General features: G+C 63.3%; 17 protein-coding genes, 2 tRNA genes, 2 rRNA genes and 1 riboswitch (1 of these 22 only partly in view). Of the genes, 9 read left to right on the plus strand and 12 right to left on the minus strand.

What is annotated here, in order from left to right; translation table 11 throughout:
• The 4 genes from JQ507_28935 to JQ507_28950 form a co-directional block, all read right to left on the minus strand.
• Positions 1-1,239, minus strand: a 23S ribosomal RNA gene (locus tag JQ507_28935) (it extends 1,607 nt beyond the left edge of the window).
• 419 nt (positions 1,240-1,658) lie between these two features.
• Positions 1,659-1,734 (minus strand) — tRNA-Ala (locus JQ507_28940).
• Between the two features lie 112 nt (positions 1,735-1,846).
• Positions 1,847-1,923, minus strand: a tRNA-Ile gene (locus JQ507_28945).
• A 210-nt stretch (positions 1,924-2,133) separates the two neighbouring features.
• Positions 2,134-3,622 (minus strand): 16S ribosomal RNA (locus JQ507_28950).
• The 16S and 23S rRNA genes sit together here with 2 tRNA genes alongside, the layout of an rRNA operon.
• 1,005 nt (positions 3,623-4,627) lie before the next feature.
• Between JQ507_28950 and JQ507_28955 the strand changes: the two genes are divergently transcribed.
• On the plus strand, positions 4,628-6,697 hold the full coding sequence (locus JQ507_28955) for a M23 family metallopeptidase (GenBank protein ID QRI68875.1): 2,070 nt from the start codon (positions 4,628-4,630) through the stop codon (positions 6,695-6,697).
• 85 nt (positions 6,698-6,782) lie between these two features.
• Here the strand turns inward: JQ507_28955 and clpB are convergent, their stop codons facing one another.
• Both clpB and JQ507_28965 read right to left on the minus strand, forming a co-directional pair.
• Entirely contained in the window at positions 6,783-9,431 is a 2,649-nt protein-coding gene (clpB, locus tag JQ507_28960) for an ATP-dependent chaperone ClpB (protein ID QRI68876.1), read from the minus strand.
• 189 nt (positions 9,432-9,620) lie between these two features.
• Complete coding sequence (locus JQ507_28965) at positions 9,621-10,184, minus strand: helix-turn-helix domain-containing protein (protein QRI68877.1); 564 nt, start codon at positions 10,182-10,184, stop codon at positions 9,621-9,623.
• A 56-nt stretch (positions 10,185-10,240) separates the two neighbouring features.
• On the opposite strand from JQ507_28965, the gene JQ507_28970 reads away from it, so the two are divergent.
• From JQ507_28970 to JQ507_28980, 3 genes are all read left to right on the plus strand, one after another.
• The gene (locus JQ507_28970) at positions 10,241-10,756 is read left to right on the plus strand and encodes an N-acetyltransferase (protein QRI68878.1); all 516 of its coding nucleotides are present in this window, start codon (positions 10,241-10,243) and stop codon (positions 10,754-10,756) included.
• Between the two features lie 56 nt (positions 10,757-10,812).
• Positions 10,813-11,595: an MOSC domain-containing protein gene (locus JQ507_28975; protein QRI68879.1), complete on the plus strand. Its 783-nt coding sequence runs from the start codon at positions 10,813-10,815 to the stop codon at positions 11,593-11,595.
• Between the two features lie 134 nt (positions 11,596-11,729).
• The gene (locus tag JQ507_28980) at positions 11,730-12,662 is read left to right on the plus strand and encodes a YARHG domain-containing protein (protein QRI68880.1); all 933 of its coding nucleotides are present in this window, start codon (positions 11,730-11,732) and stop codon (positions 12,660-12,662) included.
• Positions 12,663-12,719: 57 nt separating this feature from the next.
• On the opposite strand, the gene JQ507_28985 is transcribed toward JQ507_28980, so the two are convergent.
• The gene (locus tag JQ507_28985; GenBank protein QRI68881.1) at positions 12,720-13,373 is read right to left on the minus strand and encodes a TIGR02594 family protein; all 654 of its coding nucleotides are present in this window, start codon (positions 13,371-13,373) and stop codon (positions 12,720-12,722) included.
• 230 nt (positions 13,374-13,603) lie between these two features.
• On the opposite strand from JQ507_28985, the gene JQ507_28990 reads away from it, so the two are divergent.
• Positions 13,604-14,476, plus strand: coding sequence for an alpha/beta fold hydrolase (locus JQ507_28990; GenBank protein QRI68882.1), 873 nt, complete (start codon positions 13,604-13,606; stop codon positions 14,474-14,476).
• A 119-nt stretch (positions 14,477-14,595) separates the two neighbouring features.
• On the opposite strand, the gene metW is transcribed toward JQ507_28990, so the two are convergent.
• Both metW and JQ507_29000 read right to left on the minus strand, forming a co-directional pair.
• On the minus strand, positions 14,596-15,261 hold the full coding sequence (metW, locus tag JQ507_28995) for a methionine biosynthesis protein MetW (protein QRI68883.1): 666 nt from the start codon (positions 15,259-15,261) through the stop codon (positions 14,596-14,598).
• Positions 15,258-16,463, minus strand: a complete 1,206-nt coding sequence (locus tag JQ507_29000; GenBank protein QRI68884.1) for a homoserine O-acetyltransferase — start codon at positions 16,461-16,463, stop codon at positions 15,258-15,260. Before JQ507_29000 ends, metW begins: the two co-directional genes overlap by 4 nt.
• An 83-nt stretch (positions 16,464-16,546) precedes the next feature.
• Positions 16,547-16,626, minus strand: a riboswitch (SAM riboswitch).
• A 174-nt stretch (positions 16,627-16,800) separates the two neighbouring features.
• Between JQ507_29000 and JQ507_29005 the strand changes: the two genes are divergently transcribed.
• From JQ507_29005 to JQ507_29015, 3 genes are read left to right on the plus strand one after another with little or no spacing between them, the layout of a single operon-like run.
• Positions 16,801-17,664, plus strand: a complete 864-nt coding sequence (locus JQ507_29005) for a chorismate mutase (GenBank protein QRI68885.1) — start codon at positions 16,801-16,803, stop codon at positions 17,662-17,664.
• Between the two features lie 36 nt (positions 17,665-17,700).
• A complete protein-coding gene (locus tag JQ507_29010; protein ID QRI68886.1) occupies positions 17,701-18,804 on the plus strand; it encodes a histidinol-phosphate transaminase in 1,104 nt (367 codons plus the stop codon).
• A gap of 4 nt (positions 18,805-18,808) precedes the next feature.
• Positions 18,809-19,741 (plus strand): prephenate/arogenate dehydrogenase family protein, encoded by a 933-nt coding sequence (locus JQ507_29015; GenBank protein ID QRI68887.1) that lies wholly within the window; start codon positions 18,809-18,811, stop codon positions 19,739-19,741.
• Between the two features lie 300 nt (positions 19,742-20,041).
• Here the strand turns inward: JQ507_29015 and JQ507_29020 are convergent, their stop codons facing one another.
• The 3 genes from JQ507_29020 to JQ507_29030 form a co-directional block, all read right to left on the minus strand.
• Positions 20,042-21,031 (minus strand): tripartite tricarboxylate transporter substrate binding protein, encoded by a 990-nt coding sequence (locus tag JQ507_29020; protein ID QRI68888.1) that lies wholly within the window; start codon positions 21,029-21,031, stop codon positions 20,042-20,044.
• 82 nt (positions 21,032-21,113) lie between these two features.
• The gene (locus JQ507_29025; GenBank protein QRI68889.1) at positions 21,114-21,620 is read right to left on the minus strand and encodes a hypothetical protein; all 507 of its coding nucleotides are present in this window, start codon (positions 21,618-21,620) and stop codon (positions 21,114-21,116) included.
• A 40-nt stretch (positions 21,621-21,660) separates the two neighbouring features.
• Entirely contained in the window at positions 21,661-23,202 is a 1,542-nt protein-coding gene (locus JQ507_29030) for a hypothetical protein (protein QRI73565.1), read from the minus strand.
• Positions 23,203-23,612: 410 nt separating this feature from the next.
• On the opposite strand from JQ507_29030, the gene JQ507_29035 reads away from it, so the two are divergent.
• On the plus strand, positions 23,613-24,038 hold the full coding sequence (locus tag JQ507_29035) for a GFA family protein (GenBank protein QRI68890.1): 426 nt from the start codon (positions 23,613-23,615) through the stop codon (positions 24,036-24,038).
• Position 24,039 lies beyond the last annotated feature (1 nt).

Raw genomic sequence — 24,039 nt, forward strand, 5'->3', positions numbered from 1 at the left:
GCTCGTGGCTTGAGCCCCGTTACATCTTCGGCGCAGAAACCCTTATTTAGACCAGTGAGCTGTTACGCTTTCTTTAAAGGATGGCTGCTTCTAAGCCAACCTCCTGGTTGTTTTGGGATTTCCACATCCTTTCCCACTTAGCCACGAATTAGGGGCCTTAGCTGTAGGTCCGGGTTGTTTCCCTCTCCACGACGGACGTTAGCACCCGCCGTGTGACTCCCGGATATTGCTCTCAGGTATTCGGAGTTTGGTTGGGTTTGGTAAGACGGTAAGTCCCCCTAGCCCATCCAGTGCTCTACCCCCTGAGGCATTCATCCGAGGCGATACCTAAATATCTTTCGCGGAGAACCAGCTATTTCCCAGTTTGATTGGCCTTTCACCCCTAACCACAAGTCATCGGAGCCTTTTTCAACAGGCACCCGTTCGGTCCTCCAGTGAGTGTTACCTCACCTTCAACCTGCTCATGGCTAGATCACTAGGTTTCGGGTCTAATACAACGAACTTGACGCCCTATTCAGACTCGCTTTCGCTGCGCCTTCGCCTATCGGCTTAAGCTTGCTCGTTAAATTAAGTCGCTGGCCCATAATACAAAAGGTACGATGTCACCCAGAACGTATCTTGGGCTCCATCTGTTTGTAGGTGTCCGGTTTCAGGTCTATTTCACTCCCCTCGTCGGGGTGCTTTTCACCTTTCCCTCACGGTACTGGTTCACTATCGGTCGCTGAGGAGTACTTAGGCTTGGAGGGTGGTCCCCCCGTGTTCAGACAGGATTACACGTGTCCCGCCTTACTCGTGGATACATCATCGCATTACTCGTACGGGGCTATCACCCTCTGAGGCCCAGCTTTCCTGACTGGTTCCGATTGTCTTTGATGTATCACTGGCCTGGTCCGCGTTCGCTCGCCACTACTAACGGAGTCTCGATTGATGTCCTTTCCTCCAGGTACTTAGATGTTTCAGTTCCCTGGGTTCGCTTAAAACCTCCTATTTTATTCGGAAGTCTCATACCTTCTCTTGATAACCGGAAATCCAAAACCTCGCGGTCTGATTTCTTCCATTTCTGGTCGAACCCCAAAACACAAGGTCTTGGAGTTCCGGCTATCGAAGGTGGGTTTCCCCATTCGGAAATCCGTGGATCAAAGCTTCTTCGCAGCTCCCCACGGCTTATCGCAGCGTAGCACGTCCTTCATCGCCTCTCAGCGCCAAGGCATCCACCGAACACCCTTAAGGCACTTGATTGCTCTCATTATCAATGTCCACACACTCGGCAGAATGTTGTCTGCACAATTGCCTTGCGGCGCACGCCCTCGATGAGCGCTATGTGCAGCCGGACATTGACTAGAAAGACCAGCTTGCTTCGTAAGATCGGCCCGATAGCGAGGCGGTCAAGCTTCGCTACAAAGATCGTTTTACAACTCGCTCATCTCACTCATCTTGCGATGAGCTGCGATGCGCGAGCGCCGAAAACGATCTGGAGATTAGGAATGGTACCCGCGAATTGCTTCGCTGGATCCAAACTCGGATCGATCTCCTCTTTACGATGTCAGAAAACACGCACGTCACCGTCCATCCGGACCAATGAGTGCGAAGTGATGTTTCGCGGACGAATTTGAACAGAGCTTCTTAAGCAGGGCGCATTCTCGAGCTTCAATTCCATCTGGTGGAGCCAGACGGGATCGAACCGACGACCTCATGCTTGCAAAGCACGCGCTCTCCCAGCTGAGCTATGGCCCCGTACCAGAAGACGAATGCTCACATTGAGCCCGCCGTCGCCCTTTGGGCTATGCCGGGCACACTTCGCTTCGTCTGCTACGTGGCCGCGCCACGCGTAGCCGACGGCGAAGCGTGGTGGGCCTGGGAAGACTTGAACTTCCGACCTCACGCTTATCAAGCGCGCGCTCTAACCAACTGAGCTACAAGCCCCTAACACGAGAGACATGCCGGCGCGCATCCGACGTGAAGTCGATGCATCGCACAGCGCTCAGCCCCTGGCGCGTGTTCGTCCGCGAAGAAAGAGAAACGAAGACGGCGAAATCCCGCCGATGGAGCTCAACAATCCTGAAATTGTTGGCCCCTGAATGTTTCTAAAACGATCCGATAGTGAGCGTGAGCTCGCTGAAGGATCATCCTTAGAAAGGAGGTGATCCAGCCGCAGGTTCCCCTACGGCTACCTTGTTACGACTTCACCCCAGTCGCTGACCCTACCGTGGCCGGCTGCCCCCTTTCGGTTAGCGCACCGTCTTCAGGTAAAACCAACTCCCATGGTGTGACGGGCGGTGTGTACAAGGCCCGGGAACGTATTCACCGTGGCGTGCTGATCCACGATTACTAGCGATTCCAACTTCATGGGCTCGAGTTGCAGAGCCCAATCCGAACTGAGACGGCTTTTTGAGATTTGCGAAGGGTCGCCCCTTAGCATCCCATTGTCACCGCCATTGTAGCACGTGTGTAGCCCAGCCCGTAAGGGCCATGAGGACTTGACGTCATCCCCACCTTCCTCGCGGCTTATCACCGGCAGTCTCCTTAGAGTGCTCAACTAAATGGTAGCAACTAAGGACGGGGGTTGCGCTCGTTGCGGGACTTAACCCAACATCTCACGACACGAGCTGACGACAGCCATGCAGCACCTGTCTCCGGTCCAGCCGAACTGAAGAACTCCGTCTCTGGAGTCCGCGACCGGGATGTCAAGGGCTGGTAAGGTTCTGCGCGTTGCGTCGAATTAAACCACATGCTCCACCGCTTGTGCGGGCCCCCGTCAATTCCTTTGAGTTTTAATCTTGCGACCGTACTCCCCAGGCGGAATGCTTAAAGCGTTAGCTGCGCCACTAGTGAGTAAACCCACTAACGGCTGGCATTCATCGTTTACGGCGTGGACTACCAGGGTATCTAATCCTGTTTGCTCCCCACGCTTTCGTGCCTCAGCGTCAGTATCGGGCCAGTGAGCCGCCTTCGCCACTGGTGTTCTTGCGAATATCTACGAATTTCACCTCTACACTCGCAGTTCCACTCACCTCTCCCGAACTCAAGATCTTCAGTATCAAAGGCAGTTCTGGAGTTGAGCTCCAGGATTTCACCCCTGACTTAAAGACCCGCCTACGCACCCTTTACGCCCAGTGATTCCGAGCAACGCTAGCCCCCTTCGTATTACCGCGGCTGCTGGCACGAAGTTAGCCGGGGCTTATTCTTGCGGTACCGTCATTATCTTCCCGCACAAAAGAGCTTTACAACCCTAGGGCCTTCATCACTCACGCGGCATGGCTGGATCAGGCTTGCGCCCATTGTCCAATATTCCCCACTGCTGCCTCCCGTAGGAGTTTGGGCCGTGTCTCAGTCCCAATGTGGCTGATCATCCTCTCAGACCAGCTACTGATCGTCGCCTTGGTGAGCCATTACCTCACCAACTAGCTAATCAGACGCGGGCCGATCTTTCGGCGATAAATCTTTCCCCGTAAGGGCTTATCCGGTATTAGCACAAGTTTCCCTGTGTTGTTCCGAACCAAAAGGTACGTTCCCACGCGTTACTCACCCGTCTGCCGCTGACATATTGCTATGCCCGCTCGACTTGCATGTGTTAAGCCTGCCGCCAGCGTTCGCTCTGAGCCAGGATCAAACTCTCAAGTTGGACTTGAAACCTTTGAACCGGCTGATCACAACGTTTGACGAGGTCCCACCATTCTTCGTCGACCGAAGTCAACGAGCCGCCCGCGATTCACATCGTTGGCAGCGATGGTGTAACCTTTGAAACGTGTACCGCCGAAGTCTTTCGTCCACTCCCAGAAGTCAAAAGCCGAAGCTTTCGAGTATTCCGAGAGACGCAAGGACTCCGCCGTCCACGTTTCTCTTTCTTCATCTTCACTTGTCAAACAGCCCGGGATCCGACGACCCCACACCCTTAGAGGGTGGTTCTACCCTTCACCGGCAGACAGTGAACCTCAACCGATTTATGTCGGTTGTTGTGTCACTCATCTAAGTGAGGAGCATCAGAGGCGCGTTCGCTCGCCTTGGTCAGTGACCCGGCGGCGCCGCGCTCAGTGGTTGGTTTATAGTCCGCCCCCCTCGGGATTGTCAACGGCCATTGTCAACAAAACGTCGTACGCCGAAATCGCTTGAGCAGTGCGAAGAAATTCTCATTCTTTCCGTGACTTAGGTCGGTGGTAAAAATTCGCCACCCGACCCGCGTGGTAAAAAACTTGAAAAAAAGTTTGGCGCCGAAGCGCCCGTCAGGCCCCTCGGAACGGGTTCCAGGCCGCTCGAGGCGGGGCGGCAGCACCAACCTGCTGCAGGAAACTTTTCCATCCCAAATGCCGCACTTGAGCCACAATCCTGCGACGTTCTGGCTATAAGACAAGCACTGAACCGCTCGTAACCTGTGGGGGCACGGGTGGTTTTTCTGGGGGACCAGGCGAATTCTTCGAGAACCCGTCGCCTCTTCCCTACACGGCCGAGCAATATCGAGAGATCTGCACACCATTGACGTTCGAGAGTGCGGCCAGCGAATGGCCATCGTCTTCTCGACTTCGATGCGTGTGGCTCGCCATACTGCCGAGATTCCGCTTCAGGGGATCAAGGTGGCGACGAGGACGAGCAGAGGACGATCGCAGTTGCTGGAATTTGGGGGGATATCGGGTTGAGCCAACGGGCGTCACGCGGAAGCGGCATTGGGCGCGAGACCGGGATGATCGATCTCGGTCACGAACCGCCGCTTTCAGTCGACGGCACCGAGGCCGCGGTGATCGATCGCCGCCGTGTCTCCGTTCAATGGTTCAGCGGCACCATTCTCACCGGTCTCTGTGGCGCAGCTCTGATCGGCGGCGCCGTTTTTGCGTCGCTCGATGGCGAGATGACCTTCGCCAAGGTGCCGGAGCGCGTCGAAGGCGCGCTGCGCGGCGCCTTCACCGGCAACGATCGCGTCGTCAGCCTGCATAAGGGCGACCGCCTGCCGCCGCCGAGCGAATCGTCAGCCTCCCGCAGCCTGGTGCGCGTGTCGACCGTGACCCGCGTCGGCAATCGCGACGTGATGCGGGTGCGGCCCTTCATCCGGATTTCCGGCAATCTCTCGATGACCACGAGCGATCTGTCGTCCAAGATACCGGCGTTCAACGCGCAGCGTCTGTTGACCGATGTCGGCTCCGACACGCCGGCTGCGGCCGAGGATCCGAATGCGGCGGCGTCCGCCGAACCCGACGCCGAGGTCTCCTTCGTCACCAAGGATCTCGGAGCCGTGCTGCCGAAAGCCAAGCTGGCCGCGGTCGTCGCACTCGACGACATCCTGATGCGGGTCCGCGACGCCGCCAACTGGCGCGGCTCCGGCAATTCCGTGCGCTACGCCTCACTCGCCAATGCCGCGGCCGATGCCACCGGCGCCGGCCCCGATATCAGGATGGCCTACGCCACCGAGGGCAACACCTCCGATCCCTATGCGGGCTTCGAGACCCGCGTCGTGCCGGAAAACGTCACGCTGCTGCCGAAGACCAAGGAGCAGGTCACCGGCGGCAATCCGGTCGGCGAACGGGTTCACCTCGTCAAGAAGGGCGACAGCATCACCTCGATCCTGCGCGATCAGGGCGCGACGCCAGACGAGGCGAAGGCGATTGCCGCAACGCTCGGCCCGCGCGGCCGCGACGGCGGCCTGAAGGAAGGCCAGAAGGTGCGGATCCTGATGGCGCCGGCAGCTCCCGGACCGAATGTCAGGCTGCAGCCCTATCGCGTCATCGTCGCCAACGATGCCGTGGTCGAAGCCGTCGCCGCGCTGTCCGATCTCGGCAAATACGTCGCCGTCGACGTGCAGAGCATGAACACCACGACCGACACCGCCGACAATTCCAGCGACGACGACGAGGATGATGGCAGCGGCGTGCGGCTCTATCAGAGCATTTACGAGACCGCGCTGCGCAACAAGGTGCCGCCGACCGTCATCGAGGACATGGTCAAGATCTACTCCTATGACGTCGATTTCCAGCGCAAGGTCCAGCCCGGCGACTCGTTCGACGTGTTCTTTGCCGGCGAGGACGAAGGCGTCACCAGCACCGAAAAGACCGAAGTGCTCTACGCCGCGCTGACCGTCGGCGGCGAAACCAAGAAATACTATCGCTTCCAGAGCTCGGATGACGGCCTCGTCGACTACTATGACGAGACCGGCAAGAGCGCGAAGAAGTTCCTGGTGCGCAAGCCGGTCAACAACGCGATCATGCGTTCGGGCTTCGGCGGCCGCCGCCACCCGATCCTCGGCTACGTGAAGATGCATACCGGCGTCGACTGGGCCACCGCCTACGGCACGCCGATCTTCGCATCCGGCAACGGCGTGCTCGAGAAGGTCGGATACGAGGGCGGCTACGGCAAATATATCCGTATGAAGCACTCCAATGGCTACGAGACGGCCTACGGCCACATGTCGGCCTTCGCCAAGGGCATGGAGATCGGCAAGAAGGTGCGACAGGGCCAGGTGATCGGCTTCGTCGGCTCGACCGGCCAGTCGACCGGCCCGCACGTCCACTACGAAATCCTGGTCAACGGCCGATTCGTCGACCCGATGCGTGTGAAACTGCCGCGCGGCCGATCGCTCGAAGGTCCGATGCTGGCGAGCTTCGAACAGGCCCGCGACAAGATCGAAGCCCAGATGGCGAGCCGCGGCAGCTCGCGCATCGTCTCGGATGCCACGAGCTCGACGTCGCAGACCCGCTCCATCACCAACCGCTGATCAGTCCGCCCATCAGGAGTGATCCACAGGGCGAGGCCCTCCCCGCGGCATGCGGAGAGGGCCTCCATTGTTGCGCTAGTCGCGCTCAGTTCAGCTTGCGCTTCGAGACCGGAGCATCGAACTGCACGATCTCGGCGGTCTTGGGCACCTGACCGTTGAAGGTCAGCACATTGCCCTTCTCCGAAATCAGCACGCGATCGCCGTCCTTGACCTCGCCGGCGAGGATCATCTCGGCCAGCGGATCCTGCACGCTGCGCTGGATCACCCGCTTCAAGGGGCGGGCGCCGTAAGCCGGATCCCAACCCTTCTCCGCGAGCCAATCCCGCGCCTTCGGATCGAGCGTGAGCTCGATCTTGCGATCCTCGAGCAGCCTGGTGAGCCGCGCGAACTGGATCTCGACGATGCGCCCCATCTCGCTCTTCTGCAGGCGATGGAACAGGATGATCTCGTCGATCCGGTTCAGGAATTCCGGCCTGAAATGCGCCCGCACGACGCCCATCACCTGGTCGCGGACCGCCGCGGTGTCCTCGCCTTCCGGCTGATTCACCAGGAATTCCGAACCGAGGTTCGAGGTCATGATGATCAGCGTGTTGCGGAAGTCGACGGTGCGGCCCTGACCATCGGTCAGGCGGCCGTCGTCGAGCACCTGCAGCAGCACGTTGAAGACGTCGGGATGCGCCTTCTCGATCTCGTCGAACAGCACGACCTGGTAGGGCCGGCGCCGCACGGCTTCGGTCAGTGCACCACCCTCGTCGTAGCCGACATAGCCGGGAGGCGCGCCGATCAGCCGCGAGACCGAGTGCTTCTCCATGAACTCGGACATGTCGAGCCGGACCATCGCGGTCTCGTCGTTGAACAGGTCAGCGGCGAGCGCTTTTGTGAGTTCGGTCTTGCCGACGCCGGTCGGGCCCAAGAACATGAACGAGCCGGTCGGCCGGTTCGGATCCTGCAGGCCCGCACGGGCACGGCGCACGGCGGTTGCCACCGCACGCACCGCTTCGGCCTGACCGACGACGCGCTTGGCGAGACTGTCCTCCATTTTCAGGAGCTTGTCCTTCTCGCCCTCGAGCATCTTGTCGACCGGCACGCCGGTCCAGCGCGAGACGACCTGCGCGATGTGGTTGGCGGTGACCGCCTCCTCCATCATCTCGCCGCCGCCATGCTTGCTTTCGCTCGCCTCGATATCCGCAAGCTTCCGCTCCAGCTCGGGGATCCGGCCATAGGCCAGTTCGCCCGCCTTCTGGAATTCGCCGCGACGCTGCGCATTGGCCAGCTCGACGCGGAGCGCATCGAGTTCGCTCTTCAGCTTCTGGGCGTTGGAGAGCTTGTTCTTCTCCGCGCTCCAGCGCGCCGTCAGCGCCGCCGACCGCTCCTCGAGCCCGGCGAGCTCCTTCTCCAGCGTCTGCAGACGGCTCTTCGAGCCGGCGTCGTTCTCCTTCTTCAGCGCCTCCTGCTCGATCTTCAGCCGGATGATGTCGCGATCCAGCGAATCGAGTTCTTCCGGCTTGGAATCGACCTGCATCTTCAGCCGCGCCGCCGCCTCGTCCATCAGATCGATGGCCTTGTCGGGCAGGAAGCGGTCGGTGATGTAGCGGTTCGACAGCGTGGTCGCGGCCACCAACGCGGAGTCGGTGATGCGCACGCCGTGGTGCTGCTCGTATTTGTCCTTGAGGCCACGCAGGATCGAGATGGTGTCCTCGACCGTCGGCTCGCTGACATAGATCGGCTGGAAGCGGCGGGCCAGCGCCGCATCCTTCTCGACGTGCTTGCGGTACTCGTCGAGCGTGGTCGCACCGATACAGTGCAGCTCGCCGCGCGCCAGCGCCGGCTTCAACAGGTTGGACGCGTCCATCGCGCCGTCGGCCTTGCCGGCGCCGATCAGCGTGTGCATCTCGTCGATGAACAGGATGATGCCGCCCTCGGCGGTCGAGACCTCCTGCAGCACGGATTTCAGCCGCTCCTCGAACTCGCCGCGATATTTCGCGCCGGCGATCAAGGCGCCCATGTCGAGCGACAGCAGCTTCTTGTCCTTCAGGCTCTCCGGCACGTCGCCGTTGAGGATGCGCAGCGCCAGGCCCTCGACGATCGCGGTCTTGCCGACGCCGGGCTCACCGATCAGGACGGGATTGTTCTTGGTTCGCCGCGACAGCACCTGGATGGTGCGACGGATCTCCTCGTCGCGGCCGATCACCGGATCGAGCTTGCCGTCGCGCGCCGCCTGGGTCAGGTCGCGGGCATATTTCTTCAGCGCGTCATAGGCGTTCTCGGCGGTCGCGCTGTCAGCGGTGCGGCCCTTGCGCAGCGCTTCGATCGCCGCGTTCAGGTTCTGCGCCGTGACGCCGCCCTTGCTGAGGATGGAGGCCGCCTCGCTGCCCTTCTCGAGCGTGAGCCCGAGCAGCAGCCGCTCGACGGTGACGAAGCTGTCACCGGCCTTGTCGGCAGCTTTCTCGGCCGCATCGAAGGCACGCGCCAGTTCCGGCGACAGGTAGACCTGCCCGGCACCACCGCCCGAGACTTTCGGCAGCTTGTTCAGCGCCTCTTCGGTCGCCTTCAGGATCGCTCTGGAATTGCCGCCGGCGCGGTCGATCAGACCGCCGGCGAGCCCCTCATTGTCGTCCAGCAGCACCTTCAACAGATGCAAGGGTGAGAATTGCTGGTGACCGTCGCGCATGGCGAGCGACTGGGCAGACTGGATGAATCCGCGCGAGCGCTCGGTGTACTTCTCAATGTTCATTCGTTTTCCCTCGGCCTGCCGTCACCACCCCTTCAGGCATGACAACGGCATCTTCATTGGGTTTCCGCGGGCCGCGTTGACGTTCCTCAACCAGCCTCTGGTCGTCGCCATCATTTTTCAGGCTTGCCGCAGATGTGGGCACTTGGTTCCGAAACGGAAGAGCCTCTCTGCGATTTCGCCCGGTGAATCTCAGCGCCGCGCGATGGCGACAAGGTAGCGGCAGGGCTGAGCAGTCTCATTGCGGAAGACGATGTCCGACGGCGGCCCGAGCTCGACGCGGTCACCCGCAGCGAGCTCGTGGCGCTCCGTCCCCTCCATCAAGACGAGGCGGCCGCTGATCACCCAGACCACCTGGCGGATCAGGTGATAGGCGCTGGCAGGAAAGCCGGCTTCCTGGTTGGCAGGCAGCTCGACCTCGACCAGCTCCAGCGGATTGGCCGGATGCAGGAACACCTGCCGCCGCAGATAGGCCGCCTTGGGATCGCGCCACACCGGCTGATCCTTGGCCCGCTGCAGGCGGGAACTGTGCGAGGCAACCTCGAACAGCGCGGCCATGGTCAGGCCATAGGCCGTGGCGATCCGCGACAGCGTCGCCGCCGTCGGGCTCGCCTCCGCCCGCTCGATCTTGCTCAGCATGGCCTTGGACACGCCTGCCCGCCCGGCGAGTTCCGCCAGCGACCAGCCGCGGCCCTCCCGTTCAGCGCGAACCCGCCGCCCGAGCGCTTCATCGGCATTGTCTTCTATAATTGACATATCGTCTTATATAGTAGACGATGGGGTTCGTTCAAGAGGCTTGTCGAGGAAGACCAATGATGATCCGCCCCGCCACCGAGCAGGACATCCCCGCCATCACCGCGATCTTCAATGAGGCGGTCGTCAACTCGAACGCGATCTGGACGGAGAAGCAGGATACCGAGGCCGAGCGGTTGGCCTGGATGAAGGCCCGGCTGGCGCTGGGCTACCCGGTGCTGGTCGCGGCCGAAGGGCCTGTGGTGCTCGGCTACGGCACCTTCGGCGATTTCCGGGCCTTCCCCGGTTACCGCTACAGCGTCGAGCACAGCGTCTACATCCACGTCGATCATCGCGGCCGCGGCCTTGGCCGCGTCATCGTCGATGAGCTGGTGGCTGCGGCGAACGCGCTGGGCAAGCACGTCATGATCGCAGGTATCGACGGCGGCAATCCGGCCTCGCTGCGGCTGCACGCCCAAGCCGGCTTTGTCGAGGTCGCGCGGATGCCGGAGGTCGGGCGCAAGTTCGGCCGCTGGCTCGAACTCGTCTTCATGCAGCGCGTGCTGGATGCGCCGGGAGCATCGCGGCCCGACTAGCAGCCTTCGCATTGGCGGTGGTTCTCCTCGCCGGCCAAACAGGCTAGAGCGAGCGGATGGACAACACACGCGCCTCCTCCGCCACGATCACCGGCATCTTTCGCTATCCCGTCAAGGGCCTGACGCCCGAGCCGCTGCCCCGCGCCGATCTCAAGGTTGGCGAGACGCTGCGCTCCGATCGCCGCTACGCGATCGAGAACGGGCCGAGCGGTTTCGATCCCTCGGCGCCGACATGGCTGGCGAAGCCGCATTTCCTGATGCTGCAGCGGGACGAGTGGCTGGCGCCGCTGCGCGCCCATTTCGACGACGACAGCCACGTGCTGACGCTGCGCCGGGACGGCGCGATGGTGGCCCAGGGCGATCTCGAGACGGAGGCCGGGCGTGCGGCGATCGAGCGCTATTTCGCCGATCGTCATGCCGGCCAGATCAAGGGCCCGCCCAAGGTGCTGGTGAGCCCCGGGCACAGTTTCTCCGACGTGCCGCGCAAGGTGGTCTCGATCATCAACCTGGCGAGCCTGCGGGCGATCGAGGAGATGGTGCAGGCGCCGGTGCATCCGCTGCGCTTTCGCGCCAACCTCTATGTCGAGGGCTGGCCGGCCTGGCATGAGGCCAGCCTGCTCGACCAGACCATTGCGATCGGCAGTGCGCGGGCAAAAGTTGTGAAGCGGATCACACGTTGTGCCGCGGTCAATGTCGATCCCGAGACCGGCGCGCGCGACCTCTCGGTCCCGAACACGCTGATGCAGCGCTTCGGCAACAACGAATGCGGCATTTACGCCGAGATCATCAGCGATGGCGGCGCGGCCATCGGCGACACGATTGCCGCGGAACCGCAATAGGTCACGCCGGGTTCCATATTCCTTGATGACTGCATAGGCGCGCGGCGCATTGCAATGCTTGGTTGCGTGCAATAGACTTCACTCGACATATTGAATTGCAGCAAATTTGTCGAAATTGATTGCACGGGGTCGCCATGAGCATGATCATGGTTTCGTACCGGCGGGTCGATCAGGACACAGCGGGCCGCATCGCAGACCATTTGATCGAGAAGTACGGTGAGCGATCCGTCTTCTTCGACGTCAACAGCATTCGTACCGGCGCGAACTTCGTCGATCGGATCGCCAAGGCCATCGTCGCCTGCGACGTCGTCATCGCCGTGATCGGTCCGCACTGGATCGGCAGGAGCGATGACGGGAAACCCACGCGTCTGGAGGACCCCGCCGATTCCGTGCGTTTCGAGATCGAGACGGCGTTGAAGCACAACAAGACGCTGCTGCCGCTGCTGGTGAACGGCGCAACCATGCCGGAGGCGGCCGAGCTGCCGGAATCGCTTCGCTTCCTGCACTTCTGCAACGCTGCCCGGGTCGATTCGGGCCAGGACTTTCGCATGCACATGACCCGCCTGATCGACACGATCAACGAGGTCCTGAACGAAGCCGGGCGATCGCCGCTGCGTCAGGTTTCGCCGATCAGGCGCTACTGGAAGTACGGCGCAGGCGTTGCCGCCGCCGCGTTGGCGCTGGCGGTCTGGACCGTCGGGCCCGCGTTCGAACATACGGTGGTGAAGTCGGGCGGACAGGATGATCAGGCCACCGTCGGGCGCACGACCCCGCCCGCCGTTCCGGCCTCCGTCACCCAGCGCGCCAAGGCACATGACGGCTTTCTGTTTCCCGATTCCGACCGGCGATTTCTCGGTGACGCCGATCTCAAGGACATGTCGGCGATCGAGCTGCGCGTCGCGCGAAACGAGATTTTCGCGCGGCATGGCCGGTTCTTCAAGGATCAGGTGCTGGCAAACTACTTCTCGCAATTCGCCTGGTATCAGCCCGCCGCGGTCGAAGTTCCCTTGAGCAACCTCGAGGCCACCAACGTCGACACTATCGAGGCGAAGGAGCACGGGAAGTGAAGCCGAACGAATTGCCACCGCTCCCCGCATTCCCGGGGAGAGGTGGAGAGTGCCGCCTCAGTTCGTCGGCATCACATAGGCATAGATCCGGCCGCGCGAGACCGGCGCCTCGCGGACGCGGTGACTGCTGTTGCCCGAGATCATGATCGGATTGCCCCTGGCGTCGACGCCGGTGATGATGCCGACATGGCCGCCGCCGCGGCGGCCCATCACGGCGATCGCGCCGACCTGCGGCCCCGAGACGCGCGTGCCGTATTTGGCGAACGAACTCGCCATGTCGGACCCGGTGCCGCGATGACCGGTCTGCTGCAGCACCATGTTCATGAAGCGTGCACACCATAGGCTGGAGCGGCCGGTCGGGTTGCCACCGCCGAGATAGCGGCGCGCCGTGTCGACGATGCCGGATGAGCCGAAGCCGCCTGTCGCGCTCGCCTCAATGTTCGACGCAGCGGGTATTGCGGCGGCATTGGCCTCGCCAGAACCGCCCGCCTGCATCCGGGCGCGACGCTCGGCGCGCGACAGCCGCGCGGTGTGCCGGTGGTGATGATGGGCGGAATGCCGCGCGTGATGGCCGGCATGAGCCGAATACGCGTGACGCTGATGGTGCGGACGAGCCGATGCCGAAGAAACCGAAATGACGGCGAGGGTGAGCGAACACAGAGCCAGCGCCAAAACTCGAAGCGACCGGCGATACGCAAGCAACTGAACCATACTTCACGAGATCCTCTGTAACGCCCCCACTTCCCCGTCGCGTTCCCTGCGAAACGCGGCGGTGGGTTTGAAAGTCGGGATGTGGCGGGAGCAGGATTTGGTGTGACGGCACCAAAACGATTTCTGGGTCATTCCGCGCAAATTCCATGACGAAAATAGTCAGAACTGCCGCATTGCCGCCGCGGAAATTAATTGCAAGTCTGGGGGTGGCCAACGAGAGGAGAATTTCAATGCCCTACGCCACGACGAAAGATCATGTCCGGCTGCATTTCGAGGAGGCAGGCAGCGGGACCCCGATCATCTTCCTGCACGAGTTCGCAGCTGATCACACCAATTGGGAACCGCAGCTGCGCTACTTCGCGCGCGCCCACCGCTGCATCGCCTATTCCGCGCGCGGCTACACGCCGTCGGACGTGCCGCCGAACGCCGACGTCTACACTTACAAGCATTTCTACACCGATGCGCTCGCGGTGCTCGATCATCTCGGCATCGCGAAAGCGCATTTCGTCGGCCTTTCGATGGGCTCCTATTCGTCGCTGCAGGTCGCGCTCAACGCGCCTGAGCGCGCGCTGTCGATGACGCTCGCCGCGGTCGGCTCCGGCTCAAGCCTCGAGAATCTCGATGCGTTCCGCGCGCAATGCCGCGCCAATGCCGAGCAATACGAGGCGATCGGCGCGGTCGAGGTCGCCAAGGTGACGCGGGAGGCGCCGAGCCGGATTCCGTTCCTGATCAAGGATCCGCGCGGCCACGCCGATTTCTATGCCGCGCTGGCGCGCCACGACGCCAAGGGCTCGGCCAACACGATGCGCAGCTTTCAGGGCGCGAGGCCCTCGATCTACACCATGACCGATGCCATCAAACGCGTGCCGACGCCGGCGCTGATCCTGTGCGGCGACGAGGACGACAATTGCATCGCGCCGAGCCTGTTCCTGAAGCAGCATCTGCCGGCCGCCGGGCTGTCGTTCTTCCCGAAGTCGGGCCACGTGCTCAATCTCGAGGAGCCGGCGCTGTTCAACGAGATGGTGGAACGCTTCATCGCGCTGGTCGAGGCCGGCCGCTGGCCGGCGCGCGATCCGCGGTCGCTGGTGGCGGCGGTGGTGTAGGCCGTCATTCCAGGGCTCGCGAAGCGAGAGCCCGGAATCCATTGGGCCGCAGAGTTCGTGGATAAATGGATTCCGGGCTCGATGCTACGCATCGCCCCGGAATGACGCCAAAGGTGGCGTCACTTGCCCCCGCCCCGACTGAGCAGGAACACGCCCTGCTCGCCGAACATGTTCCACACCCACCATGGCAGGTTGAGCGGCACCGGGCGGCCGTAGAGATCGAGCGCCACCGCGCGCTCCATCTTGACGTTGATCTCCTCGCAGAGCTGCACGAAATCCTTGATGGTGCAGAAATGGATGTTGGCCGTGTCGTACCAGCTCGCGGGCAGATTCTCGGTGCGCGGCATGTGACCGCCGATCAGGAGCTGCAGCCGCATCTTCCAGAACCCGAAATTCGGGAACGAGACGATGGCGCGCTGGCCGATCCGCAGGAGATTCTCCAGCACGACCTTCGGCTGTCGCGTCGCCTGCAGGGTCTGCGACAGGATCACATAGTCGAACGCATCATCGGGATAGTTGACGAGGTCGGTGTCGGCATCGCCCTGCACCACCGCGAGCCCCTTGGCGACGCAGCCATTGACGCCCTCGCGCGACAATTCGATGCCGCGGCCGTCGATGCCGCGGCTCTCCAGGAGCTGCAGCAATTCGCCGTCGCCGCAGCCGACGTCGAGCACGCGCGAGCCCGGCCGCACCATCTCGGCGACCAAAAGATGATCCCTGCGATAGCCGCCGCCGGTCCGCTCCGGCGCGACACCGGGCAACGGCAATGTCTGCTGCATGCTCATGACCGGCCGTCATCCTTCAGTCCGCGCGCTTTGCCTGCGGCCAGCAGGAAAGCGCGGGAAATGTCGAGGAATTCGGGCACGTCGAGCAGGAAAGCATCGTGTCCCCTGTCGGTCTCGATCTCGGCGAACGACACCCGCGCGCTCGACGCGTTCAGCGCGTGCACCAGCGCGCGCGATTCCGAGGTCGGAAACAGCCAGTCGCTGGTGAACGACACCACGCAGAACCGGGTCTTGATGCCGGCGAACGCCTTCGCCAGCACGCCGTTATGGTCGGCCGCGATATCGAAATAGTCCATTGCACGCGTCAGATAGAGATAGGAGTTGGCGTCGAAGCGCTCGACAAAGGACGAGCCCTGGTAGCGCAGGTAGCTCTCGACCTGGAAGTCCGCGTCGAACGAGAAGGTCGGCAGCTCGCGGTCCTGCATCCGCCGCCCGAACTTGCGATGCAGCGCCGCGTCCGAGAGATAGGTGATGTGCGCGGCCATCCGGGCCACCGCCAGGCCGCGATGCGGATGGGTGTCCTCGTCGACATAGCGGCCGCCGCGCCAGTCCGGATCGGCCATCACGGCCTGGCGGCCGAGCTCGTGGAACGCGATGTTCTGCGCCGAGTGACGGGTCGAGCAGGCGATCGCGAGCGTCGCGAACACGCGCTCCGGATAGGCCGCGGTCCATTGCAGCACCTGCATGCCGCCCATCGAGCCGCCGACCACGCAGAACAGCGTCGTGATGCCGAGCCGGTCGATCAGCATCGCCTGCGCGCGCACCATGTCGGGGATGGTGATGATCGGGAAATCGAGCCCCCACACTTTGCCGGTCGCGGGGTTGAGCGACGCAGGGCCCGTCGAGCCCATGCAGCCGCCGATCACGTTGGAGCAGATGATGAAGTATTTCTCGGGATCGATCGGCCTGCCGGCGCCGACCATGGTGTCCCACCAGCCGGGCTTGCCGGTGACGGGATGGGTGTTGTTGACGTGCTGATCGCCGGTCAGCGCATGGCAGATCAGGATCGCATTGGACTTGTCGGCATTGAGCTCGCCATAGGTCTGATAGGCGATCTGGAACGGTGCGAGATCGATGCCGCAGTCGAGCCTCAGCGGCTGATCCATGCCGAACTTCGCCACCAATGACGACGGATGATCGGCCTCATGGGCGCGATCATCGCTCTGGGTTTGCGGGCTCGGTATCGGACGCACGTTGCTCATCTAGGCGACCCTGCCCTCGCGCGGGAGGGCCTCAGCGGACCTCAGGCCATAAAAAACCCGGCCTGAACAAAGGTTCGGCCGGGAGCTGACTGTCCCCGGCCTGTTTAGCGAGTTGTTTAACGTGGCTGCAAGCCGGCCGGCTCAAATGACCACGGAGTAGCCGAAACCTAGTCCCGAGGTCTCCCGACGTCAAGCCAGCCGCATCGCCGGCTGATTGGTTAACCGATTGCGCAACGCACGGCTGCGACGTTTCTCTTTGCTTTCGGTGGCCGTCTTTCCTAATCAGGAGCCCTGTCTGACGCGGCATCGGGCCGCTCGGACGACAAGGTTTGAGAGCATGTCCAACCCACCCCCGTCGCCGCCTACGCTGCAGGAGCTGCGCAAGGAGATCGATGCGATCGACGAACAGGTTCACCGCCTGCTGATGGCGCGCGGCGACATCATCGACCGCCTGATCCAGGTCAAGAAGACCCAGGAGGTGGGCTCGGCGTTCCGTCCGGCGCGCGAGGCCAGCATGATGCGCGAGCTGGTGCAGCGCCATCGCGGCATCCTGCCGCTCGACACCATCGAGGGCATCTGGCGGGTCATCATCTCGACCTTCACCTATGTGCAGGCGCCATTCGCCGTGCATGCCGATGTCTCCGTCGGCGAGCAGGCGATGCGCGACTCGGCGCGGTTTCACTTCGGCTTCGTGGTGCCCTACGTCTCGCATTTCAGCGCCCAGGCCGCGGTCGAGGCGGCGGCGAAATCGAAGGGCGATCTCGCGCTGGTCTCCGCGATCGCGAGCCGCACGCCGTGGTGGAATGCGCTGGAGGCCGATGGCGCGCCGAAGATCATCGCGCGGCTGCCGTTCCTCGAACGCGCCGACCATCCCGCCGCGCTGCCGGTGTTCCTGATCTCGCGGGTCGCCGACGACGCCATGGTGACGGAGGTGCAGACCTGGAGCGTGCGCGTCTCCGGCTGGAACGCCGACGTCGCCCGCGCGCTGGCGCCGCTCGCCGAGATCGTGGCGGTCCCCGACACCGCCTTCGACGGCGCGGCGCTGCTGGTCTCGGTCGCCGGGCAAGGCCCTGAGAGCAAGGGTTTCGAGGCCATCAAGCTCGCCTTGATCAAGGCCGGCGCCTCGGTGCGCTCTTCGGCCCTCGTCGGCAGCCACGCAACGCGCTATACGGTGCCCTCTAACGGATCGGCCAAGAGCTAGATTAAGCATCGGCCCGTCCGCCCATCGGAGTAGATGATGTCCCGCCCTGTGCCGAACCCCGGCATTCTCGATATTGCGCCCTACACACCCGGCAAGAGCCCGGTGCCGGAACCGGGCCGCAAGGTGTTCAAGCTGTCCGCCAACGAGACGCCGTTCGGGCCGTCGCCGCAGGCGATCGCGGCCTACAAGGCCGCGGCTGACCATCTCGAGGACTATCCGGAGGGCACCTCGCGTGTGCTGCGCGAGGCGATCGGCCGCGCCTACGGCCTCGATCCCGACCGCATCATCTGCGGCGCCGGCTCCGACGAGATCCTCAATCTGCTGGCGCACACCTATCTCGCGCCCGGCGACGAGGCGATCTCGACCACCCACGGCTTCCTGGTCTACCCGATCGCCACCATGGCGAACGGCGCCAGGAACGTGATCGCGGCCGAAAGCAATTTCACCGCCGATGTCGACGCCATCCTCAAGGTGGTGACGCCGCGCACAAAACTGGTCTGGCTCGCCAACCCGAACAATCCGACCGGCACCTACATCCCGTTCGACGAGGTCAAGCGGCTCCGTGCCGCCTTGCCCTCAAATGTGCTGCTGGTGCTCGACGCGGCTTACGCCGACTACGTCTCGCGCAACGACTACGAGCTCGGCATCGAGCTGGTCGCGACCACCGACAACACGGTGGTGACGCACACCTTCTCCAAGATCCACGGCCTCGCCGCGCTGCGGGTCGGCTGGATGTTCGGCCCGGCGCATATCGTCGATGCCTGCAACCGGATCCGCGGCCCGTTCAACGTCACGACCCCTGCGATGCTGGCGGCGGTGGCGGCGATCGAGGACACTGCGCACGTGCAGATGTCGCGGACCCACACCGAACAATGGCGCAACTGGCTGACCGAGGAGATCGGCAAGCTCGGCCTCAAGGTGACGCCGAGCGTCGCCAATTTCGTGCTGATCCACTTCCCGACCGACAAGGGCAGGACCGCCGCCGAAGCCGACGCCTATCTGACGCGACGCGGCCTCGTGCTGCGCGCGCTCAACAATTACAAGCTGCCGCATGCGCTGCGCATGACCATTGGCACCGAGGAAGCCAACCGCCTCGTGGTCGAGGGGCTGCGCGACTTCCTGGCCGGAACCGGAAAGTGACGACGTGACCACGGCTCCGCTTTTCAACCGCATCGCGCTGATCGGCTTCGGGCTGATCGGCGGCTCGATTGCGCGCGGCGCGCGCGCGCAGGGCCTCGTCGGCGAGATCGTGACCACCGCGCGCTCGGAGAAGACGCGCGCGCGGGTCGCCGAGCTCGGCATCGTCGACCGCGTCGTCGCAACCAATGTCGAGGCCGTCAGGGATGCCGATCTCGTCATCCTCTGCATCCCCGTCGGCGCCTGCGGCCCGGTCGCGGCCGAGATCGCCGCTCATCTCAAGCCCGGCGCCATCGTCTCCGACGTCGGCTCGGTGAAGGGCGCCGTCGTCAAGGACATGGCGCCGCATCTGCCTGAAGGCGTGCATTTCGTCCCCGCGCATCCGGTCGCCGGCACCGAGAACTCCGGTCCGGATTCCGGCTTCGCCGAGCTGTTCATCAACCGCTGGTGCATCCTGACGCCGCCGGAAGGCGCCGATCCCGCCGCGACCGACCGGCTGCGCGCGTTCTGGGCCGCGCTCGGCGCCAAGGTCGAGATCATGACGCCGGATCATCATGACCTCGTGCTCGCGATCACCAGCCATCTGCCGCATCTGATCGCCTACACCATCGTCGGCACCGCCGACGAGCTGGCGCAGGTGACGGAATCCGAGGTCATCAAGTTCTCCGCCGGCGGTTTCCGCGACTTCACCCGCATCGCGGCCTCGGACCCGACGATGTGGCGCGACGTGTTCCTCGCCAACAAGGACGCCGTGCTCGAGATGCTCGGCACCTTCACCGAGGATCTGTCGAAGCTGACCCGCGCGATCCGCCGCGGCGACGGCGAAGCGCTGTTCGACCACTTCACCCGTACCCGCGCCATCCGCCGCGGCATCGTCGAGACCGGCCAGGACTCCGCCGCGCCCGACTTCGGCCGTCCGCACGCGAATTTGCAGAAGTAGCAGTCGGGCACGCAGCTTTCCCCACATCGTCGTCCTGACGAAAGCCAGGACCCATAACCACCGCATTTGCTTGCGAACGGGGATCGTGGTCCCAGCGTCGCACAACAATTGCGATTTGGGGTAATGGGTCTCGGCCTTCGCCGGGACGACGATGAGGATGGTTCTCGATTCAAGATATCAAACACACGGCGTCGTCGCAGCACCGTAGGATGGGTAGAGCGCAGCGAAACCCATCATTGGCGCAGCGAGTGTGATCGATGGGTTTCGCTGCGCTCTACCCATCCTACAATTCCGAACGACTTACGCCGGCGGCAGGCCGAGCGATTGCGCGGCCTCCATCCAGACCGGCAATTCGCGCTGATAGAGCGCATTGCTGTCCTTGAAGCCGATTGCGGGCTCGAGCACGAAGGTCGCGAGCACCTCCTTCACCCTCGGATCGTTGTTGGCGGCGACGCAGAGCTCGGCGAGCCGATCGACGATCGGCTGCGGCGTCGCCTTCGGCAAGGCCCAGCCGGAGAAGCCGCTCACGGTGAAGAATTTCGATGTCGTGCCCTGTTCGGGCAGCGTCTTGATCTCGGGGATCGCATCAACCTTCTTCGCGTGCACGGCGAAGACGACGCCGCGGCCACTTTGCAGCACGGTCTGCGCCGCGGTGTAGCTGCCCATCGCAACATCGAGCGTGCCTTCCGCCAAGCCCGTCCACATCGGCGCTTCACCGCGATAATGGATCGGCTCGATGTTGAGGCCGTATTGCTTGTTGAGCTCGTTGATCGTCATGTGCGGGGCGGAGCCCGCGCTGTAGGTGCCGAAGTTCACCTTGCCGCTGCTGCGCGCATACGCGACGAATTCCGCGAGCGTCTTGACGCCGAGTTTCGGGCTCGCGACCAGCAGCAACCCGCCGCCCGGAATGACGCTGACCAAGGTCAGATCCTTGTCCATGTCGTAGCCGGGGTTCTTCATCATCGCCCGGTTCATCACATAGGTAGTCGAGATCGAGCACAGGATAGTGTGCCCGTCGGGCGCTGAGCGCGCGACTTCCGCGGCGCCGATCGAACCGGACGCGCCGGCCTTGTTCTCGATGACGACGGTTTGCCCGACCTGCCTCGCGATGAACTCGCCGAAGGCGCGCGCCAGGAGGTCGGTCTGTCCGCCGGCCGGGTAGCTGCAGATCATGCGGATCTGCCGCGACGGCCACGCGCCCTGCGCCGAGGCCCCGCGCGACAGCCAAGGCATCGCGGCCGCCGCAGCACCGGCCGTGATGAGGTGACGGCGGCTAATCTTCGCTGGCATTCTGGTTCCTCCCCGATTTTTCGGTGAGGGTATCGTATCGGCGGGTCGCAGCTACGGGACAGATTGGCGCAGCAGGGCACGCTCACCGTCGCAACCGTTGATCCCGGATCGGCCCCGCCGACATCGCGGCAACCTTCTGCGTTGGCCGCCGGCGACCGAGCAGGCCGGCGGTTGCCAGCATGACAATGCCGCCGAACCACCACGAGCCGATCACGAACTCCCAGGCCCGCGGCGGAATCTCGTCGAAGATGATGCCGTAGACCGACACCAGCGCAGCCAGCGCGGCGAGGAAGATGCCGCCAGCGCTCATGAGCTCGACGGCATCGATGCGCCCGGTGGCGCGCATCGGCGGCCGCGGAACATCGATGCCGAGATAGAAGCCGACGGCACCGATCACGATCGTCGTCGCGATGAAGGCCAGCGTACCGAAGAATGCGATGTGCCCCCTCGCGAGCTGGGCGGCAACGAAGGTGCCGCCCATGGCGCCGGCCATCGCCAGGCCGGTTCGCTGCAGCACATGCGCGGCGCGGCTGACCATCAGCAACTCGCGAGCGATCATGGCCCTCTCCTTTCTGCTCACGATCCTCATGTGCGGTCTCCTTTGACGGCCCTGCGCGCGCTCTCCGTTGCTACGGCGAGAACGGGTAGTAGCGGATCTGCGACATGATGATGTGGTCGTCGGTCCTCGGCGCGCCGCCGACACCTGCGAAGGCGAAGCGCTGGTTGTAGGAGTACTGGATGCCGGCCTTGATCGCCCCGTAATCGCCCTTGAAGATCGTGTCATAGAAGCCGGCGGTGTATTGCCTGACCTCCGAGGTGTTGCCGTTGCAGGTCGCGGCCGGCGAGTTCTCGATGTTGCAGCCGAGATTGTTGTAGAGCGGATTGCCGTAGCCGAACGGCACCGTGCCGACATTGGAGAACGTCGGCTTGGTCTTCTCGAGGCCGGCATAGGCGTAGAGATCGAGCGACGGCGTCGTGTGCCAGACCGTGCCGAGCAGGAATGCGGTGATCGGCAGCGGCTGGATCGTGCCGTCCTGGCGCACCGTGGCGTCCGGGAACGGCGCCGCGGTGAAGCGGCCGAGCGCGCCGTGCGACGCGGAGCCTTGCAGCTCCAAGAGCTTCGGCACGATCTCCGCCGAGAAATGCCCGCCGAAGCTCACCGTGCTGACGTCGTGATTGGCGAAGTTGAAGCGATCGTAGAAGTCGCGGTACATCGCCCAGCCCTCGACATGCAGCTTGTAAGCGCCGAGCCGCGGATCCCAGGCGCCCTTCACGGTGAAGTCAGGCACGTGATTGAGGCTGACATTATTGGCGTTGTTGAAGAAGCTGCCGCCCGGCCCGGTGAGGTTGACCAGCAGGTTCGGATTGAGCACGCCCTGCGGCCCGACCGCGGGCGTGCCGACCAGCGGCGCGTTGCCGCCGAAGAACGAGGTCTGCGGATTTTCCGCCGAGACGGCGAGCTTGAATTCGGGCCCGATATCCTGCCAGACGCGGATGCCGGGCTGCCGCGCCGCGAGGAAGCCGGGCACCGATTCGAAATCGATCACGCCGGGCGCATCGACGCCACGCGGATCGATACCCGCCTTGCTCGGCGCGTTCAGCGACCAGCTCTGACCGGCAAGGACGTGCAAGCCGAGATCGCTGCGGCTGATCTCGACACTGGCCTGCCGCAGCCGGGGGTTGAAGGAGTTGGTCGCGACCGAATTCGCCGTCTGTGCGGCTCCCTCGAGATCCAGTTCGCCATAGCCGGCGACGCGGGTGTTGGCGAACACCTCGGCTTCCGCAAGCACCGAGAAACGGGTTTGCCGCGCCGAGAAGCGCGACTCGCCGGTGTTGAAATTCTTGCTCTGCGGGAACGGAATGAAGGCGTAGACCGAGCCCGTGTCGGAAGCAAGATTGCGGGTGCGGTAGATGCCGGTGAGATCGACCCAGCCGCCGAAGGTGAAGGTCACGCCCTTGTAGCAGAGCTTGCCCGATGCGCAGGGATCGAACGGCACCGGCGCCTTGGCCGCCATCCTCGTGTCTTGCATCGCGCTCTGTCGTGCTGCCAGCGCCTCCTCCTTGCGGGCCTGCACTTCCATCTTCTGTTCGAGCTGCCTGAGACGTGCCTTCAGGGCCCGCAGCTCGGACGCATCGTCTTCCGCCAACACTGGACCTGTCGACAGCAGCATGCTGCCGAGCAGAATTCCCCCGAGAATTCGCATCGCTTCCTCCACACGAGGTTGTTTCCTCAGGCGAGAGAGAGCGGTACTCGGGGAATGATATTCGCGGCGGCCCGCAAGATTGCGGTCACGTTTTTCTCATCGCGGCCGCGGGAATAGATTGCCGTGATGGACGATATCGCGCGCGAGGGTTTAATGAATCGTGGGGTGGATCAGCGAAGCGCAATGCGCCGCACAGCCGGCGCTGAAGGACGGCGGATGACGCGTTGCGGCAAATCCGCCCTGCGAAGCGGCAAGGCCGACGTCGCGCCTTGGCGTGAGTTTTTCTCGCGCTATGCGCGAGTTTTTACCGGATTGTCCGGCTCGGATTTTGGCGGTACGTCCATGTCGCGGTCAGGCGATCAACAGGGGCACACAACATGGCGGACGGCACGAACATTCGGACTGGCCAGTGCCATTGCGGCACCGTGCGCTTCGAGGTGGCGCTCAGCGACGGCTTCAACTCGATCCGCCGCTGCACCTGCTCCTACTGCCGCATGCGCGGCGCCGTCGTCGCCATGGCCGAGATGGGCGGGATCAGATTCCTGCAAGGCGAGGACGCGCTGACAAGCTACCGCTTCCATACCGGATCGGCGCAGCACTTCTTCTGTTCCCGCTGCGGAATCTACACCCATCACCAACGGCGGTCCGACCAGAACCTCTATGCCGTCAACGTGGCCTGCCTGGACGGGGTCAGCCCGTTCGATTTCCCTGACGTGCCGGTCATGGATGGCGTCAATCACACCAACGACACCGGCAAGCCGACGCGTCGCGCCGGCACGCTCCGCTTCATCCCGGCCGACTGAG

The sequence above is a fragment of the Bradyrhizobium sp. PSBB068 genome (genome assembly GCA_016839165.1).
Classification (GTDB): domain Bacteria; phylum Pseudomonadota; class Alphaproteobacteria; order Rhizobiales; family Xanthobacteraceae; genus Bradyrhizobium.